Here is a 16,521-nt window from a genome sequence, read left to right on the forward strand (position 1 = left end):
TCAAGGCATAGGGTCTCGTTCGACGGACGCACACCGGCACCGGGAGGCAGGCATGTCGTTGTTGGACGGGCTGGGCAAGGCGATCGCGGGCGGGGCGATCGAGATCGTCGACCTCACCGCTCCCCTGAGCTCGAGCACGCCGATCCTCCGGCTGCCCGAGCCGTTCGCCAACACGATCCCGTTCCGCCTGGAGGAGATCAGCCGGTACGACGAACGCGGCCCGCGGTGGTACTGGAACGACATCCACACCGGCGAGCACACCGGCACCCACCTCGACGTCCCGGTGCACTGGGTGTCCGGAAAGGACGGTCACGACGTCTCGCAGGTCCCGCTGAAGACGCTGGTGGCGCCCGCGGTCGTGCTGGACTTCTCGGCCCGGGCGGCCGAGGACCCGGACTTCCTGCTCTCGATCGACGACGTCCGGGCCTGGACGGCGGAGCACGGGCCGCTGCCCGACGGCGGCTGGCTGCTCTACCGCACCGGCTGGGACGTGCGCAGCGGCGATCAGGAGGAATTCCTCAACGCCGACGAGGCCGGCTCGCACACCCCCGGCGTCGCACCCGGGTGCGCGCGGTGGCTCGCCGAGGAAACGCCGATCACCGGGCTCGGTGTCGAAACGGTGGGCACCGACGCGGGCCAGGCACCCGGCCTCGAGCCGATGTTCCCCTGCCACGAACTGCTGCTGGGCGCCGGGAAGCACGGTCTGACCCAGCTGCGGAACCTCGCGTCGCTGCCGCCGACCGGCGTGCTGCTGCTGGTCTCGCCGCTGCCGATCGTCGGTGGCTCGGGCAGTCCCGCCCGCGTGCTGGCCCTGGTGGAGCGGTGAACGTCGCCGAACTCGTCGGCCGCACGCTGGCCGGCCTCGGCGCCGGCACGGCGTTCGGCGTGGTGGGCAGCGGCAACTTCGAGGTCACCAACGCGCTGCGCGCGGGCGGCGTCCGGTTCGTCGCGGCCCGCCACGAGGGCGGCGCGGCGAGCATGGCCGACGCGTACGCCCGGATGAGCGGCCAGGTGCCGGTGCTGTCGCTGCACCAGGGCTGCGGCTTGACCAACGCCGTCACCGGGATCACCGAAGCGGCCAAGAGCCGGACGCCGATGCTGGTCCTCACGGCCGACTCCGCGGCCGCGTCGGTGCTGTCGAACTTCCGCATCGACCAGGACGGCCTGGCGACGGCGGTCGGCGCGGTCCCCGAGCGCGTGCACTCGGCCGCGACGGCGGTGGCCGACACCGTGCGGGCGTTCCGGACGGCGCGCCAGCAGCGCCGGACGGTGGTGCTGAACCTCCCGCTCGACGTCCAGGCCCAGCCGGCGCCGTCACCGCCCCCGCTGCCGGACATCCCGGGACCCGCTCTCGTGCGACCGGACCCCGCCGCGGTGGCGGCCTTGGCGAACCTCCTGGCCGCCGCCGAGCGGCCGGTGTTCATCGCCGGCCGCGGCGCCCGCGGCAGCGGGGACGTGCTGCGGGAGCTCGCTTCCCGGTGCGGTGCGCTGCTGGCGACGTCCGCCGTGGCGCACGGCCTGTTCCACGACGACCCGTTCGCGCTGGGCATCTCGGGCGGTTTCGCGTCCCCGGCCGCGGCCGAGCTGATCGTGGGCGCCGACCTGGTCGTCGGCTGGGGCTGCGCGCTGAACATGTGGACGACCCGCCACGGCAAGCTGCTCAGCCCGCACGCGAAGCTGGTCCAGGTCGACGTCGAGCAGGCGGCGCTGGGCGCGCACCGGCCGATCGACCTGGGTGTCGTCGGCGACGTCACGGGCACCGCCCTCGACGTGCTCGCCTTGGCGCCGGAGCACCGCGGCTACCGCACCGACGAGGTCGCGGCCCGGATCGCGGCCGGGCGCTGGAACGACGTCGAGCACGAAGACTCCTCCGGCGACGGCCGGATCGACCCGCGGACGCTGAGCCGGCTCCTGGACGAGCTGCTGCCGGCCGAGCGGATCGTCTCGATCGACTCGGGCAATTTCATGGGGTACCCGAGCGCGTACCTGTCGGTGCCCGACGAGCACGGGTTCTGCTTCACCCAGGCGTTCCAGAGCATCGGCCTGGGCCTGGGCACGGCGATCGGCGCGGCGCTGGCCCGCCCGGACCGCCTGCCGGTGCTGGGCACGGGCGACGGCGGGTTCCACATGGCACTGTCCGAATTGGACACGGCGGTCCGCCTGGAGCTGCCCTTGGTGGTGATCGTCTACAACGACGCGGCGTACGGTGCGGAGATCCACCACTTCGGTGACGCGGACCTGACCACGGTCCGCTTCCCCGACTCCGACCTGGCGGCCATCGCCCGCGGCTTCGGCTGCACGGGCGTCACGGTGCGCTCGGCCGAGGATCTGCCGGCGGTGCGCGAGTGGCTGGCGGGACCGCGTTCGGCCCCGCTCGTGATCGACGCCAAGATCGCCGACGACGGCGGTTCGTGGTGGCTGGCGGAGGCGTTCCGCCACTGAACCGGCCTTGACAGGGGACCCGCCCACCCTGAATGCTGGCCGAGTTGTCTTATAGTCGTAAGACAGTAGGAGAACTACCGAGGGGCTCTCGTGCGACTCTTCTTGGCCATCCTGGCGGCGGCCGTCCTGCTCGCCGCTCCGGCGGACGCGGACCAGCAACGTCCCGATCCGGTGGCGGCACTGCTGGCCGCGTTCGACAGCCACGCGATCGTGGCGAAGTCCAGCCCGGACGTGGGAACGTTCGTGTTCGACCTGATCCGCGACCCCAGGTTCCCGGCGCGGGTGAACGACATAGCGGTGGAGTGCGGCAACGCGCGTCTCCAGCCGTTGCTGGACGCCTACATCGCCGGAGCCCAGGTCCCGGAGATCAGCGGTGTCTGGCGCGAGACAACGCAGCCGAGCTGCGGGTTCTCGACGTTCTACGAGCAGCTTTTCGCTCTGGTCCGGCAGGTCAACACGACGCTGCCCGCCGCGCGGAAGATCCGCGTGCTGGCCACCGACCCACCGGTCGACTGGAGCCGCGTGCACACGCCGGCGGACCTGGATCCGTTCCTGGACCGGGACGCCTCGATCGTGTCGGTGGTGAAGACGCAGGTGCTGCAGAGGAACCGCAAGGCACTGATGTTGTTCGGATTGGGCCACTTGACCCACGACGGCGGCAGCGGCGCGGTGGCCCAGCTGGAACGCGAGTACCCCGGAGCGGCGTATGTGATCGCGGACCACCGGGGGTTCACGGCGGACAACGCCCGCCTCGAGCGCCAACTGGGCACATGGCCGGCATTGGTACCGCTGAAGGGATCGTGGCTGGGCGCGCTGGAGACGACGTACTTTCCGCTGAACCGTGAGTACCCGCCGGGAACGCGCGGCTACCCGGGTGTGGACGCGTACCTGTACGAGGGCCCGGCGGATCTGTTGGTGCGCGAGCCGTTGTCGGCCCGGGCGGTCCTGGACGCGGGGTACATGGCGGAGCTCCGCCGCCGGGCCACGGCGATCGACGCACCACCGGACTCGATCGAGTGGCCGGAGGTGTTCTTCGAGCGGGAAAGAACATCGGGAGTCCTGCTGCGCGGCTGACTAGCCACGGCCGGGCCCAGGTGTCCCCCGGGTGGAACGGAAGTCCGGACGCGACCCACGGCTCTGCTGCGCGGGCCAGGTCCAAGCGCTGCCGGACCAGAGCCTGGCGAACTTGGTCGGCAGGCTCTGGCCGGAGGCGCCCAGGGCGGGCCCGTAGCCGTGTGGCTGCGGGCCTTTCCCGTGTCCGGTTGGCTCAGGCTGCGCATGGGAGTGGTTCGTGGATGTTGTTGCGTCTGGGTTTTCGGCGCCGGTCGATGAATACCGGTGGGAGGAATTCGGGGAGGCCGTCGGGGGCGATGCGGACTTCCCAGCCGGAGCGGTGCAGGAGTCGGTGGTGGTGGGCGCACATCAGGACGAGGTTGGTGAGGTCGGTGGGTCCGCCGTCGGCCCAGTGGCGGATGTGGTGACCCTGGCAATGCCGTGGCGGCCGATGGCAGTCGGGGAAGGCGCAACCTCGGTCGCGCAGGTACAGGGCCCGGCGCAGCCCAGCAGAGATCAGGCGGCGGAGGCGACCGAGGTTGAGGGGTTCGCTCTTGTCGCCCAGGACGGCGGGGATGAGCATGCTGTCGCAGGCGTGCACCCGGGCTTCGGCAGCGGTCATCGAACCGCTGTCGCCGAGGGTGGCCGTCCCCACACCGGTCTTGAGGTCGGCGAGCGACACCGCGACCATCACATGCGCTCGTTCCCCGGCCTGCATGGGCAGGTCCGGGGAGTTGAGGGCGAGGTCGACCGCGTCGGAGAAGGCATCGCCGTAACGCTGAGGCAGAGTCCGGTGGTCGGGGCCCTCGTCGCCGGTGCGGCGTTCGGCGAGCGAGTCGAGTAGGGCGCGGGTGCCGGTCTCGTCATCGAACCTGCCGTTCAACTCCCAGACCCCGGAGCGCTTGCGCCGCAAGAACAGCTCCCGAGAAGGGGTGACGAGTTCGGTGTCGTCAGGTTCGGCGCCGTCAGGGTTCAGGTGGGCGAGGATGCGAGCACCGAGGGCGGCAACCTGTCTGTGTCCGGCATCGGCGGCGAAAGTCAGAAGGTCGACTTCGACATTCGCGTGATGCTCGGGTGGAACTTGGGTGAGCACGCCGGTGATCACATCGATCATCGGGTTGCTCAACCGCCCCGCCCGCGCGGCAACACCCGTCGCGGGCGCCAAAGCGGGAATCAGGCTGCCGTCGAGATTCCGGCCCGGATTGAGAGCCCGGGCCCGTTTCACCATCCGTTCACCAGCCTGCTTCGGAACATCGCCGAGATGCTCCAACAGCCGAGCGACAGAGCGGTAACCGAACAGCTCCATCACCCCACGCTGCTCGATTTCCACCAGCAGCGCACCAAGTTCCGCTTCGGCGGAGCGCATGCACGCGAGCAGCTCACCGATGCGGTCGGCGATGGCCACCGCGTCGGAGGAGAGAGCCGCGTTGTCGGACATAGCTCAAGATTACCGACCATCGAACATGAGTTCATCACACGATCGGGGGTAACTGCTCAGGTCGTTTCGATAGTTGTTGGTAGCCAGGGATTTCCGGTGATGGCAGCGGTCGCCTCGACCGGCCCGGGCGCGGTGGCGGGTCATCCCGACCTCGCCGCGCCAGCTCCACCGCCTGTGCCGCAATCAGCGCGGCCAGCTCGCCATACGACGGAACACCTTCCCCACGACAAGATCGTTCCACAAACCCGCTCTCAGCCCCAACAAGGGCCTGAACAAGTCACTTCCCCGACCACAACCGATGCGACACCCAGACGTTGGCTTCGACATAGACCGCATAATCATCCACAGTGGACACAAAGACCGGAGCAAGAGCCCCAGGAACCACAACCAGCCCGTCACGATCGAACGGCAACCCGGTCCACCGCCGCCATGCGGCCAGAGGAGCCTGCACGGTCGCCGAACACGAAGCGACACATTCGACACGCCCCCCGGCACGAACATGAGTGCGCAACCACCGATCCACCGGCAACCCGTCCGGCCGAACCGCAAAGGCGTACGACTCCATCGACACCCTCGGAACCAAAGCCTTGTCCGGCGGCCGGACCGGAATGACGAGAGACGCGAGCCCCGCCGCGGCGACAGCTTCCCGCATCCCGGTCAACACGACAGACGACAGACCACGCCCCTGGTGCGAAGGATGCACCGCGATCTCCAACGCACAAGCAGTATCCGCAACTACACCGTCAAGAGCATCCTCGGCCGCCCACACGGCCACTTCGTCCCACCCGCGGGCCGGGAAGGGCGAGCGACCGTGGAACGGCACCATGATCCCCCGCGCCACCGGCGACCCGTCCTCGAGCAACGCCACCACCAGGTGCGGCCACCGCCGGGCCACCCGCCGCCCCCGGACCAGCAGACTCGTGAGGCTGCCCTCCATGAACCGAGGCGACCCCGGCGGATAAGGAATGGCGTACACCTCGTCCACCAGCTCCGGCCGCTGCGCCAGCGTCACGATCTCCACGGCTACCGCGACCAGGATTCCAGTGCGATCAACGTCTTCGTCCCCGTCACCTGGTGGTGCCGGCGGATCTCGTCGATCGTCTTCTGCAGGTGGGCCATGTCCCGGACGCGCAGCCACACCAGCGCGTCCGGATCGCCGGCGATCGTGAACACCGCCTGGGCCTCCGGCATCCGCGTGGTCGTCCGGAGGATCTCGGCCACCTTCGTGTTGCCCACGAACCGCAGCTCGGTGAACGCCTCGATCCCCCAGCCCAGTTTCGCGTGGTCGACCTGGACCGTGAACCCGGTGATCACGCCGCTCTCGCGCAGCCGGTCGATGCGGCGCTTGACCGCCGCCGTCGAGAGCGTGACCCGGCCGGCGATGTCGGACAGCGTGCGGCGGGCGTCCTCGCGCAGCAGGCCGAGGATCTCGTGGTCGGTGGCGTCGAGCAGCTCTTCGGGCATGCGCAAGCCTAACCACACGCAAAAATCGGCGTCAAACGATGCCAGAACCATAATAAGGTTGCGTGGGAGGCCCCAAAACGACGCCGCCTGTTGCGTCAGTGTGGCCCACGTCGCACCCTCCCCCGAAGCACACCGAGGCGAAAGGAGCCGCGCGTGGAGACGTTCACGCTGGAGGACCGCTACCTGCGGGAGGCGGGAACCGTGCACCTGACCGGCGTGCAGGCCCTGGTGCGCCTGCTGTTCGACCGCGTCCGCCACGACCGCGCCCGCGGCGGCGACCCCGCCGTCTTCGTCTCGGGCTACGAGGGCTCGCCGCTGGCCGGCTACGACCTGGAACTCGGCCGCCGCGCGACGCTGCTGGAGAAGCACGACGTCGTGCACCGGCCCGGCCTCAACGAAGAGCTGGCCGCGACGTCGGTCATGGGCAGCCAGCTCGTCGCCGGTGCCGGTGGGCAGCGGGGCGTCACCGGCTTCTGGTACGGCAAGGCACCCGGTCTCGACCGCGCCAGCGACGCCCTCCGCCACGCGAACCTGGCCGGCACCGATCCGCGCGGTGGCGCGGTCGCGCTCGTCGGGGACGATCCCAACGCGAAGTCGTCCACCGTCCCCTGCGCGTCCGAGCTCGCCCTCGCCGACCTGGCCATCCCGGTGCTCTTCCCCGCCGACGCCCAGGACGTCCTCGACCTCGGCATGCACGCCGTCGAGCTGTCGCGGGCCAGCGGGCTGTGGACGTCGCTGAAGATCGTCGCCAACGTCGCCGACGCGTCCGGCACGGCGACCGTCAGTCCTCAGTGGACCGGACCCGGGATCGCCGGCTACCGGCACAAGCCGACGTCACGGCTGCTCGGCACCAGCCTCGCCGAGCTGGAGCGCAGCCTCTTCACCGTCCGGCTCCCCCTCGCCCTCGACTACCTGCGCGCGAGCAAGATCAACCGGATCACCCGGCGCGGACCGGCCGACCGGATCGGCATCATCGCCGCCGGCAAGTCCTACCTGGACCTCCGGCAGGCGCTGCGCATCCTCGGCCTGGACGAGGAACCGCACGGCATCCGGATCCTCAAGCTCGGCGCGATCCACCCCCTCGAGCCCACGATCGTCCGCGAGTTCGCCGGCGGCCTCGACGACATCGTCGTCGTCGAGGAGAAGCGGGCGTTCGTCGAAACCGCGCTCAAAGAGATCCTCTACGGCCTCCCGAACGCGCCCAGGATCGCCGGCAAGAAGGACCACGACGGCCGGACGCTGTTCACCGAGCTGGGCGAGCTGGACCCGGACGGCATCGCCGCCGGCCTGGCCAGGGTCCTGCCGAAGGGCATTCCACCGGTCGAGGCCTACCGAGGACGACGTCGTCGCGAGCGCATCGCCGTCCCGCTGCTCGCGCGCACGCCGTACTTCTGCTCGGGCTGCCCGCACAACTCGTCGACGAAGGTCCCGGAAGGCACCCTCGTCGGCGGCGGCATCGGCTGCCACACCATGGCCCTGTTCATGGAGCCCGACCAGGTCGGCACCGTACTGGGCGTGACGCAGATGGGCGGCGAAGGCACCCAGTGGATCGGCATGGCGCCGTTCGTCGAGGCCGACCACTTCGTCCAGAACATCGGCGACGGCACGTTCACCCACTCCGGCAGCCTCGCCGTGCGCGCGGCGGTCGCCGCCGGCGTGAACATCACCTACAAGCTGCTCTACAACTCCGCCGTGGCGATGACCGGCGGCCAGGACGCGGTCGGCGGGCTGCCCGTCGAGAAGATCGCGGAACTGCTGCTCATCGAAGGCGCGAAGCGGGTCGTGATCACCAGCGACGCACCGGCGAAGCACCGGAAGCCGCCGGCCGGCGTCGAAGTCCGCGACCGCAGCGAACTCCTGCGCACGCAGGAGGAACTGGCCGCGATCAGGGGCGTCACCGTGCTGATCCACGAGCAGGAGTGCGCGGCCGAGAAGCGCCGGAAACGCCGTCGCGGCAAGCAGACCGCGCCCGCCAAGCGCGTGGTCATCAACGAGCGCGTGTGCGAGGGCTGCGGCGACTGCGGCACCAAGTCGAACTGCCTGTCCGTGCAGCCCGTGGACACCGAATTCGGCCGCAAGACGGCGATCCACCAGTCGTCGTGCAACGTCGACTACTCCTGCCTGGCCGGGGACTGCCCGTCGTTCGTCACCGTGGTGCCGACCGGCCGGAAGCAGCGCCGGAAGGCCGCCGACCTGGCCGCCGACGCCGTCCCCGCACCGGAGACACCGGGGACGCCGGAGACTCCGGCCAAGGACTTCACCGTCCGGATCACCGGGATCGGCGGCACCGGCGTGGTCACCGTGACGCAGATCCTCGCCACCGCCGCGGTGCTCGACGGCCGGCACGTCCGCACGCTCGACCAGACCGGGCTCGCGCAGAAGGGCGGCGCCGTCGTCTCCGACCTGAAGGTGACGGCGGAGCCGGTCGAACAGGCCGCGAAGCTCGCCGCCGGGGAGTGCGACCTCTACCTCGCCTGCGACGCGCTGGTCGGCGCGGACGCGGCGAACCTCGGGGTCGCCGACCCGGCCCGCACGACCGCCGTCGTCTCGACGACCGAGGTCCCGACCGGCCGGATGGTCGTCGACACCACGGTGTCCTTCCCGGACCCCGCCGGCGTGCTCGCGCCCATCGAGACGGCCGCGGCGCGCACGGTGTCGCTGGACGCGCGCGGCCTGGCCGAGGAGTTCTTCGACGACGACCAGTTCGCCAACGTGCTGCAGCTCGGCGCGGCCTACCAGACCGGCGCGATCCCGCTGTCCGCGTCGGTGATCGAGCGGGCCATCGAACTGAACGGCACGCAGGTCGCCGCGAACCTGCAGGCGTTCCGCCGCGGCCGCCTGCTCGTCGCCGAGCCCCCGGCGAAAGCTCAGGAGCCGGTGATCGCCGCGAAGCCCAGCGCGGTGCGGGCGCTGGTGCACGCCGAGCCCGGCTCCGAACTCGCGCGGCTGCTCGACATCCGCATCCCCGAACTGATCGCCTACCAGGACAAGGCCTACGCCCGCGCGTACGCGGAGTTCGTCGAGCGCGTGCGGGCGCTGGAGGACGGGCCGACGGAGATCACCGAGGCCGTCGCGAAGCACCTGTACAAGCTGATGGCGTACAAGGACGAGTACGAGGTCGCCCGGCTGTCACTGGACCCGGCGTTCACCGACGGCCTGGAGGACCGGTTCGGCGCGGGCACGAAGTACGCCTACCGGCTGCACCCGCCGGTGCTGCGAGCGCTCGGCATGCGGCGCAAGATCAGCCTGGGGCCGTGGTTCCGCCCGGCGTTCCGGCTGCTCCACGCGCTCCGGCGGCTGCGCGGCACCCGGTTCGACCCGTTCGGCCGCGCCGAGGTGCGCAAGGTCGAGCGCGCGCTGATCGAGGACTACCGCGGCGTGGTCCTGCGGGCGTTGCGCGCCGGGGACGCCGGCACGGCGCGGGCCCTGGCCGAGCTGCCCGACCTCGTCCGCGGCTACGAAGACGTCAAGCTCGCCAACGTGGCCCGGTACCGCGAGCGGCAGGCCGAAATCCTCACGCCCGCAGGTAGCTGAGCATCGCCTGGGCACCGTCGGGGACGCGCAGCTTCGCGCTGACGTCCCCGGCGTGCTGCCGCGCCGCGGCGGTGCCGATGCCGAGCAGCCGCCCGATCGTCGGCACCGAATGCCCCTCGGCGAGCAAAGCCACCACTTCGCGCTCGCGGGCGTTCAGCGTCGCCACCGGGTCGCCGGGCCGGGGCCGGGCCAGCTGGACCGCCACGACGTCCCGGTCCAGGACCGTGCCGCCGGCGGCGACGCGCCGCAGGGCGTCGAGGAACTCGTCGGGCTTGCCGACGCGCTCCTTGAGCAGGTACCCGGCTCCCCCGCCGCCGGCGGCGAGGAGGTCGCCCGCGTAGCCGTCTTCGACGAACGCCGAAAGCGCGAGGATCGCCAGGCCGGGCACGCGACGCCGGGCTTCGAGGGCGGCGCGGAGCCCTTCGTCGGTGAACGTCGGCGGCATCCGGACGTCGACGACGGCCAGGTCCGGTTCCACGGCCTCGACCGTCGCCACCAGGTCGCCGGGGTGGTCGACGGCCGCGGCGACCTCGAACCCCTCACTGCGCAGGAGCAGCACCAGCCCTTCCCGCAGCAGGGCGTCGTCCTCCGCGATCACGATCCGCACGACGGCTGCCTCCTCGCGTCCACGTCACCCCCTGCCTGGATGCACGGACGCGCGAGCGAAAGCGTTCAGCTCTGGCCGGACCAGCCGCTCAGCCGGGTCAGCAGGCGCTCCAGGACCTCCGGGTCCGCGGTCACCGGGTCGCCGGAGACGGGCTCGTCGACCAGCGTCCGGCGCTCCTGACGCCGGGGCAGGCGCACCTGCCGCGCGGTCATCCCGCCCGGCAGCGGCAGTTCGCACCAGGTGGTGCGGCCGCCGCCGTCGGCGGGCGCGACGCCCAGCCGCTCACCGGGCCGGGCCTGCGGGTCCGGCCGCCCGGGGATGTCGTCGTCGACCTCGATCGAGAGCACCTCGGCGCGCAGCCGCAGCCGCAGCGTGACGAAGGCGGGGACCTTGGGGTCACTGGCGTCGACGACGGCCTCGACCAGCCGTCTCGCGGTGGCGGTCACCTGCTCCAGCATCGGCAGCAGGGACCAGTCGGTGAGAATCAGGCGGACGAACAGCTCGGTGACCGGCAGCGCGCTGGGCTGCGCGACGAGCCGGATGTCGTCCATCTGGGAGGTGTGCGCGCTCAAACCCGACCTTCCTCGCCCAGGTGCGGCCCGTGCCACACCACCTCAGTCCGCCCGCCGCGGCACGCTACCGCCCGGGCCGGGCGTGGCCGCCGTCGGGGTTGCGGGTGCGAGGTCCCCGCGCGCCGGCCGCGCGGACTCCGCCGCGCGGCCGGACTCCCGGCCGGGTCACACCCGGGCCGTGACCCACAGCTCGTCGATGATGCGCTCCGCCGTGGCCAGGCTCGCGTCGGCCAGCGGGATGAGCTCCGCCATCGCCGGGTTCACGTGGGCCAGCGTGAGTTCCGCCGTGATGAACCGCGGCTCCAGGCCGGTCAGCGAGACGCCGTGCGGGAGCCACTGCTCGGCGTGGTCCCAGCCTTCGCGGGGCGTGCCCTCGCCGTACCCGCCGCCCCGGGACGCCAGCACGATGAACTCGCGGCCGCCGAGCAGGCCGGTCCGGGTTTCGTGGTCGACCGAGAGGCCCGGCGCGATGAGGTGGTCGACCCAGGTCTTCACGCTGCTCGGCGCGCCGAAGTTGTAGAGCGGCAGGCCCAGCAGCACGGTGTCGGCCGCCTTGATCTCGGCGACCAGCTCGGTGGTCCGCGCCCACGCGGCCGCCTGCTCGGGCGTGTGCTGGTCCGGCGGCACCATCCCGGCCAGGCCGCTCGCCGCGTCGATGTGGGGCAGCGGGTGCGCGCCGAGGTCGCGGTAGGTGACCGTGCCGTCCGGGTGCGCGGCGCGCCACGCCGCGGCGGCCCGCGCGCTGAGCCGGCGGCTCACCGAGCGCTCGCCCTGGATGCTCGAGTCGATGTGGAGGAGATGCGCCATGTCGTTAGCCGTCCATAGATCGTTGGTGTAGGACAAACTATTGATAGCACATCGACCATCGGTCTGCCCATATACTGGGCGCATGACCTCGCTCCCGGTCGTCAACCAGCCCCCGCACCGCTGCGGCGCACTGGTCGACCACCTCGCGCGCCGGCTGCGGCTGCGCAGCGAGTCGGTGCTGGCCCCGCTCGGGCTGCGGCCGCGGCACCTGATCGCCCTCACCGTGCTGCGCGACGGGGGCGGCAGCTCGCAGCAGGACCTGGCGAAGATCCTGGAAATGGACAGCACGAACGTGGTCACCCTGCTCAACGAGCTGGAGACCGAGAACCTGATCGAGCGCCGCCGGTCCCCCGCCGACCGCAGGCGGCACCTGGTCGAGCTGACCGACGTCGGCGCGAAGCTGCTGGCCCGTGCCGAGTTCGCCCTGACGGCGGTCGAGGACGAGGTGTTCAGCGGTTTGAGCGACGACCAGCGAGAGACGCTCTACACGCTTCTGCAGCAGGCGAGCAGCAAGACGGCCACCGAGGCGTGCCGGGAAATACCGCCCTGCTGAGCGTCAGGCGCCGGCGATCTCCCGCGCCAGCTGCTGCGCTTCGGGCAGCGTGAGCCGGCCCGTGATCTGCGTGGTACCGCCGGTGATGGCGGACTGGATCATCGGCGCGGTGAGCACCCGGCTCTTCAGGACGATGGCGACCTGCTTGCCGAGGTTGTGCCCGGTCCACTCCGCCCACGTCCCCGCCCCGGCGGCGGTGAAGTTCACGGTGACGGCGGCGTTTCCGGTCTCCGGGTCGACACGTGCCGCCACCCAGCTCACGTCCGCGCCGCTGAGGAAACCCGGGCCGAGGAGGTACCGGGTGCCCTGCGCGCGGTCGCAGCTGACCAGCGGAAGCGCCGGGTCGTCCCGGCCGTCGAGGGCATCCGGTTCGCCCGGCCCGCAGGAGAGCGCCCGCGCGGCGGCTTCCTGCGTGGCGGGGTCCGTGCTCTGCCGCTGCCCCGGTGAGCCGACCGCCGGGCCGGCGGGCACTTCGCTCAGGACGGGGCGGAACCGCAGCTGCGTCCCGTCCTTGACGACGAAGCCGTCTTGGAGGGGATAGGCGCGGCCTGCCACCTCGGCCTGGCATCCGGCGACAGCGGCGAGGACGGCGACAACCGCGAGCATGATCCGCACAAGCGGTCATTCTGGTGCGCGAACCCCGGCTGAGTCGAGAGTTTCCGGCGGGAAGAGGCGCGGCATGAACGCCAGCATCAGCGCCGACCAGACCACGTGCGTCAGCACCGGTGCCTGTACCCCGCCCGACCGGCCGCGCTGCCACGCGAACAGCGTGCCCATCACCGCCGACGCCAGCACCAGCGCGGGATTCCGGGTCGCCACCGTGGAAAGCACGTACACCGCCGTGGAAGCCCGGGCGCCCGCCGCGTCGTAGAGCGCGCCGCGGAAGAACACCTCTTCCGCCGCTCCCGTGAGCAACGCCGTCGCCACCACCGAGGCCTTCGAACCGCGGTGGGCGTGGTCCAGGACCCCGGTGATCGCCCGGCGCAGCGGCGGGATGTGGCGGGCCACCAGCGCGCAGCCGTAGAACACGCCGAACGCGCCCGCTCCCGCCACCACCGGTTGGAGGACGTCCCGGCGGCCTCGGGGCACCGGTCCGGCCGCCTGCGCCCCGGCGAGCCACGTCGCCGCCACCGAGGCCGTGAGCACGTGGAAGCGGCGGGAGCCGGGACGGCTGGCCAGTGACGCGCCGAGCAGGCCGGACCCGGCGACGGTCACCGCGGTGAGGAACGGCTTCACGCCGGCCGCCGGCTCTTCGCCCGCTCGCCCAGGGCCTGCAGGACGGCTTCGTCGTAGCCCATCGGCTCGAACTCGACGATCCGGCGGATCGCGTCGTCGCGGACGACGACCTCGTTGGTCATCGAGTCGATCAGCGCCCGCCCGGTGGTGACGTCGATGTCGGTGACGAGCGAAAGCCAGTACGACGACAGGCGCGGGGAAAGCAGCGGGACCGGCAGGATCAGCAGCGGCCGTCCCTCGATCGCCGCCACCCGCTGCAGCATGTCGCGGTAGGCCAGCACTTCGGGACCGCCGATGTCGAACGTCCGGCCGGCGGCCTCCGGGTGGTCGAGGACGCCGGCCAGGTAGCGGACGACGTCGGCGACCGCGATCGGCTGCGTGCGCGTGCCGACCCAGCGCGGGGTGACCATCGCCGGCAGGTGCTCCACCAGCTGCCGCGTCAGCTCCCACGACGTGCCGCCGTGCCCGACCACGATCCCGGCGCGCAGCACCGTCACCGGCACGCCGGTCTCCCCCAGCAGCCGTTCGACCTCGCGGCGGCTGGCGAGGTGGTCCGACAGCGCATCGGCGTCGTCCCCGAGCCCGCCGAGGTAGACGATCCGGCGCAGGCCCGTGTCGGCCGCGGCCCGGGCGAACGCGCGCGCGGCGTCGGCGTCGCGGCGCTTGAAGTCCGCACTGTCGAGTGAATGCACGAGGTAGTAGGCGGCTTCGACGCCCTTGAGCGCGTCCCGCAGCGAGCCGACGTCGGCGACGTCGCCGCGGACGGCTTTCCCGGCGCCGCGGTACTTCGCGGGGTGCCGCGTCATCGCGAGCACCTCGTGCCCGGCCGCCTCCAGCGCCGGGCACAACCGGCTGCCGACGAACCCCGACGCCCCGGCCACCAGCACCCGCATGCCCGCGACGTTAGCCGGGACGGCCTTCGCGCGCAGAACGTCCGCTGCCGGCGAAGCAGACCGCGGCGACGACGCCCGCGCACCCGATCAGCTGGGCCCACCCGGGTGTCTCCCCGAGCAGGCCGACGCCGAGCAGCACCGCGCCGACCGGCTGCAGCAGCATCAGCGTCGACCCGGTGGTGGCGGACATCCGGGGCAGCGCGGCGGAGATGAGCAGCCAGCCCGCCAGCTGGCCGACACCGGCGAGTGCGATCAGCCAGCCGAACGCGGGCCAGCCCGGCGCCAGGTCGAGCGTGCCGGTCGGGACACCCAGCACGACGGCGACCGCGCCGGCGGAGACCGTGGCCAGCACCAGCGAGTGCGCCTGCGTGCCCGTGCCGCCGCTGAGCCGGATCAGGAAGAGGTAGCCGGCGTACCCGGCGCCGGCGAGCAGAGCCGCGACGGCGCCGGTGACCGGGTCCGAGCCGAACGAACCGGTGCCGGCGAACCCGCCGGCCAGCACGATCCCGCCGAGCAGCACCGGTACCGCGGCGAGGAACCGCTTCGCCGGCCGCTCGGCCAGGAACGCGAACGCCAGCAGCGGCACGATCACCACCTGCACGGCGAGCAGCACGGTCGCGATGCCGGCGCCGACCCGCGGGATCGCTTCGCCCCACAGCACGAAGTCCAGGCCGAGCCCGGTCCCGGCCAGCAGCGGGAAGAGCACCCGGCGGCGTGGCGCGGGGCCGGCCTTCCCCCGTTCGCGCCCGGCCAGCAGGAGCAGCACCGGACACGCGAGCAGGCAGCGCCAGAACGCGCTCGTGCTGCCGCTGACGTGCGAAACCTTGATGAAGACCGACGACAGCGAGATGCAGAAGCTGCCGAGCGCGGCGAGCAGCCGCGGGTCGAAGCGGCGGTTGAACGTCGGGGCGTCGGTCGTGAGCACTTCTCCAGCGTGCGGTGGGCGACTGTCAAGGACAAGCGAATGTTTCTGCCTGGAATTCAGTAGTATTGCTACCGTGTACGGACTCGAGCGGATGCGGGCGTTGCACGCGGTCGCGACCCACGGCTCGGTCGCCGCGGCGGCCGAGTCCCTGCACGTCACGCCGTCCGGGGTGTCGCAGCAGCTGGCGAAGCTGGAGCGGGAGGCCGGGCAGCCGCTGCTGGAGCCGCGCGGCCGCGGCGTCCGGCTGACGAAGGCGGGCCAGGTGCTGGCCGGGCACGCGGAGCGGATCCTCGCGCAGGTCGCCGCGGCGAAGGCGGACCTGGAGCTGCTGCGCGAGGACGTCATCGGGCCGCTGCGGATCGGCGCGATCCCGACGACGGTCCACGCGCTGCTGCCGCCCGCGCTGGCCACCCTCGCCGACCGGCACCCGCGGCTGGCGGTGACGCTGCACGAGGGCGAGGCCGAGCAGACGCTGCCCCGCGTGCTGGCCGGCGACCTCGACGTCGGCGTGCTGGAGAGCTGGAACGACCGCCCGACGGTGCTCCCGCCGTCGACGACGCGCATCGCGCTGTTCTCCGACGTCGCGGACCTCGCCCTGCCCGCCGGACACCGGCTGGCCCACCGCAAGGCGGTCGATCTGTCCGAAGTGGACGACCTGCCGTGGATCGGCTGGAGCGCCGGGTCCGGGTGTTACGCATGGCTGGTGCAGGTGCTGCGCAAGCAGCGGCTGGAGCCGCGGATCAGCTGCACGGTGGGCGGCTACCCGACCCAGCTGGCCCTGGTGGCGGGCAACGTCGGCGCGGCACTGGTCCCCCGGCTGGCCCGTGACCGGCTGCCGGACGGGGTGCGGATCCTGGCCACGCGCCCGGCCCTGACCCGCACGATCTACGCGGTCTGCCGGGCCGGCGAGGAGGACCGAGGCGCGGTGCGGGCTTGCCTGGACGCGTTGCGGTCGGCGTCGGCGCGGTTCGAAAGCACGGGACGTCCGGTGGGCTGA

General features: G+C 72.1%; 16 protein-coding genes. 6 read left to right on the plus strand and 10 right to left on the minus strand.

Annotation, left to right across the window (positions count from 1 at the left end; all coding sequences use genetic code 11):
• The first annotated feature begins 52 nt into the window (after positions 1-52).
• The 3 genes from AB0F52_RS32905 (at position 53) to AB0F52_RS32915 (ending at position 3,516) form a co-directional block, all read left to right on the plus strand.
• Positions 53-826, plus strand: coding sequence for a cyclase family protein (locus AB0F52_RS32905; RefSeq protein WP_360179525.1), 774 nt, complete (start codon positions 53-55; stop codon positions 824-826).
• On the plus strand, positions 823-2,442 hold the full coding sequence (locus tag AB0F52_RS32910; protein WP_360179527.1) for a thiamine pyrophosphate-binding protein: 1,620 nt from the start codon (positions 823-825) through the stop codon (positions 2,440-2,442). Before AB0F52_RS32905 ends, AB0F52_RS32910 begins: the two co-directional genes overlap by 4 nt.
• Before the next feature lie 90 nt (positions 2,443-2,532).
• On the plus strand, positions 2,533-3,516 hold the full coding sequence (locus AB0F52_RS32915; RefSeq protein WP_360179529.1) for a hypothetical protein: 984 nt from the start codon (positions 2,533-2,535) through the stop codon (positions 3,514-3,516).
• A gap of 193 nt (positions 3,517-3,709) precedes the next feature.
• Here the strand turns inward: AB0F52_RS32915 and AB0F52_RS32920 are convergent, their stop codons facing one another.
• The 3 genes from AB0F52_RS32920 to AB0F52_RS32930 form a co-directional block, all read right to left on the minus strand.
• On the minus strand, positions 3,710-4,933 hold the full coding sequence (locus AB0F52_RS32920) for a DUF222 domain-containing protein (RefSeq protein ID WP_360179531.1): 1,224 nt from the start codon (positions 4,931-4,933) through the stop codon (positions 3,710-3,712).
• A 277-nt stretch (positions 4,934-5,210) separates the two neighbouring features.
• Positions 5,211-5,954, minus strand: a complete 744-nt coding sequence (locus AB0F52_RS32925) for a hypothetical protein (protein ID WP_360179533.1) — start codon at positions 5,952-5,954, stop codon at positions 5,211-5,213.
• Positions 5,955-5,956: 2 nt separating this feature from the next.
• Positions 5,957-6,397: an Lrp/AsnC family transcriptional regulator gene (locus AB0F52_RS32930; RefSeq protein ID WP_013227655.1), complete on the minus strand. Its 441-nt coding sequence runs from the start codon at positions 6,395-6,397 to the stop codon at positions 5,957-5,959.
• A 153-nt stretch (positions 6,398-6,550) separates the two neighbouring features.
• Here AB0F52_RS32930 and AB0F52_RS32935 point away from each other — a divergent pair, with 153 nt between their 5' ends.
• Complete coding sequence (locus tag AB0F52_RS32935; protein ID WP_360179535.1) at positions 6,551-9,931, plus strand: indolepyruvate ferredoxin oxidoreductase family protein; 3,381 nt, start codon at positions 6,551-6,553, stop codon at positions 9,929-9,931.
• On the opposite strand, the gene AB0F52_RS32940 is transcribed toward AB0F52_RS32935, so the two are convergent.
• The 3 genes from AB0F52_RS32940 to AB0F52_RS32950 form a co-directional block, all read right to left on the minus strand.
• The gene (locus AB0F52_RS32940) at positions 9,912-10,538 is read right to left on the minus strand and encodes a response regulator (protein ID WP_360179537.1); all 627 of its coding nucleotides are present in this window, start codon (positions 10,536-10,538) and stop codon (positions 9,912-9,914) included. The genes AB0F52_RS32935 and AB0F52_RS32940 overlap by 20 nt on opposite strands.
• A gap of 65 nt (positions 10,539-10,603) precedes the next feature.
• Positions 10,604-11,110 carry an ATP-binding protein gene (locus tag AB0F52_RS32945; protein ID WP_360179539.1) on the minus strand — a complete coding sequence of 169 codons (507 nt, stop codon included), beginning with the start codon at positions 11,108-11,110 and terminating at the stop codon, positions 10,604-10,606.
• A gap of 165 nt (positions 11,111-11,275) precedes the next feature.
• The gene (locus AB0F52_RS32950) at positions 11,276-11,917 is read right to left on the minus strand and encodes an NAD(P)H-dependent oxidoreductase (protein ID WP_360179541.1); all 642 of its coding nucleotides are present in this window, start codon (positions 11,915-11,917) and stop codon (positions 11,276-11,278) included.
• A gap of 82 nt (positions 11,918-11,999) precedes the next feature.
• Between AB0F52_RS32950 and AB0F52_RS32955 the strand changes: the two genes are divergently transcribed.
• Positions 12,000-12,470 (plus strand): MarR family winged helix-turn-helix transcriptional regulator, encoded by a 471-nt coding sequence (locus AB0F52_RS32955; protein ID WP_360179543.1) that lies wholly within the window; start codon positions 12,000-12,002, stop codon positions 12,468-12,470.
• A 3-nt stretch (positions 12,471-12,473) separates the two neighbouring features.
• On the opposite strand, the gene AB0F52_RS32960 is transcribed toward AB0F52_RS32955, so the two are convergent.
• From AB0F52_RS32960 to AB0F52_RS32975, 4 genes are read right to left on the minus strand one after another with little or no spacing between them, the layout of a single operon-like run.
• On the minus strand, positions 12,474-13,076 hold the full coding sequence (locus tag AB0F52_RS32960) for a precorrin-3B C(17)-methyltransferase (protein WP_360179863.1): 603 nt from the start codon (positions 13,074-13,076) through the stop codon (positions 12,474-12,476).
• Between the two features lie 15 nt (positions 13,077-13,091).
• Positions 13,092-13,706: a CPBP family intramembrane glutamic endopeptidase gene (locus AB0F52_RS32965; RefSeq protein ID WP_360179545.1), complete on the minus strand. Its 615-nt coding sequence runs from the start codon at positions 13,704-13,706 to the stop codon at positions 13,092-13,094.
• The gene (locus AB0F52_RS32970) at positions 13,703-14,599 is read right to left on the minus strand and encodes an NAD(P)H-binding protein (RefSeq protein WP_360179547.1); all 897 of its coding nucleotides are present in this window, start codon (positions 14,597-14,599) and stop codon (positions 13,703-13,705) included. The genes AB0F52_RS32965 and AB0F52_RS32970 overlap by 4 nt, the downstream gene beginning before the upstream one ends.
• 10 nt (positions 14,600-14,609) lie before the next feature.
• Positions 14,610-15,524: a DMT family transporter gene (locus AB0F52_RS32975; RefSeq protein ID WP_360179549.1), complete on the minus strand. Its 915-nt coding sequence runs from the start codon at positions 15,522-15,524 to the stop codon at positions 14,610-14,612.
• A gap of 73 nt (positions 15,525-15,597) precedes the next feature.
• On the opposite strand from AB0F52_RS32975, the gene AB0F52_RS32980 reads away from it, so the two are divergent.
• Positions 15,598-16,521 (plus strand): LysR family transcriptional regulator, encoded by a 924-nt coding sequence (locus AB0F52_RS32980; protein ID WP_360179551.1) that lies wholly within the window; start codon positions 15,598-15,600, stop codon positions 16,519-16,521.

Origin of the sequence: Amycolatopsis sp. NPDC024027 (assembly GCF_040638975.1) — a bacterium.
In the GTDB taxonomy this organism is placed as follows: Bacteria; Actinomycetota; Actinomycetes; order Mycobacteriales; family Pseudonocardiaceae; genus Amycolatopsis.

Bases quoted from the DNA above. Each gene is read 5' to 3' on its own strand.
- AB0F52_RS32905 (WP_360179525.1), top strand. From the start codon at position 53: ATGTCGTTGTTGGACGGGCTGGGCAAGGCGATCGCGGGCGGGGCGATC.
- AB0F52_RS32920 (WP_360179531.1), bottom strand. From the start codon at position 4,933: ATGTCCGACAACGCGGCTCTCTCCTCCGACGCGGTGGCCATCGCCGAC.
- AB0F52_RS32930 (WP_013227655.1), bottom strand. From the start codon at position 6,397: ATGCCCGAAGAGCTGCTCGACGCCACCGACCACGAGATCCTCGGCCTG.
- AB0F52_RS32950 (WP_360179541.1), bottom strand. From the start codon at position 11,917: ATGGCGCATCTCCTCCACATCGACTCGAGCATCCAGGGCGAGCGCTCG.
- AB0F52_RS32955 (WP_360179543.1), top strand. From the start codon at position 12,000: ATGACCTCGCTCCCGGTCGTCAACCAGCCCCCGCACCGCTGCGGCGCA.
- AB0F52_RS32960 (WP_360179863.1), bottom strand. From the start codon at position 13,076: ATGCTCGCGGTTGTCGCCGTCCTCGCCGCTGTCGCCGGATGCCAGGCC.
- AB0F52_RS32970 (WP_360179547.1), bottom strand. From the start codon at position 14,599: ATGCGGGTGCTGGTGGCCGGGGCGTCGGGGTTCGTCGGCAGCCGGTTG.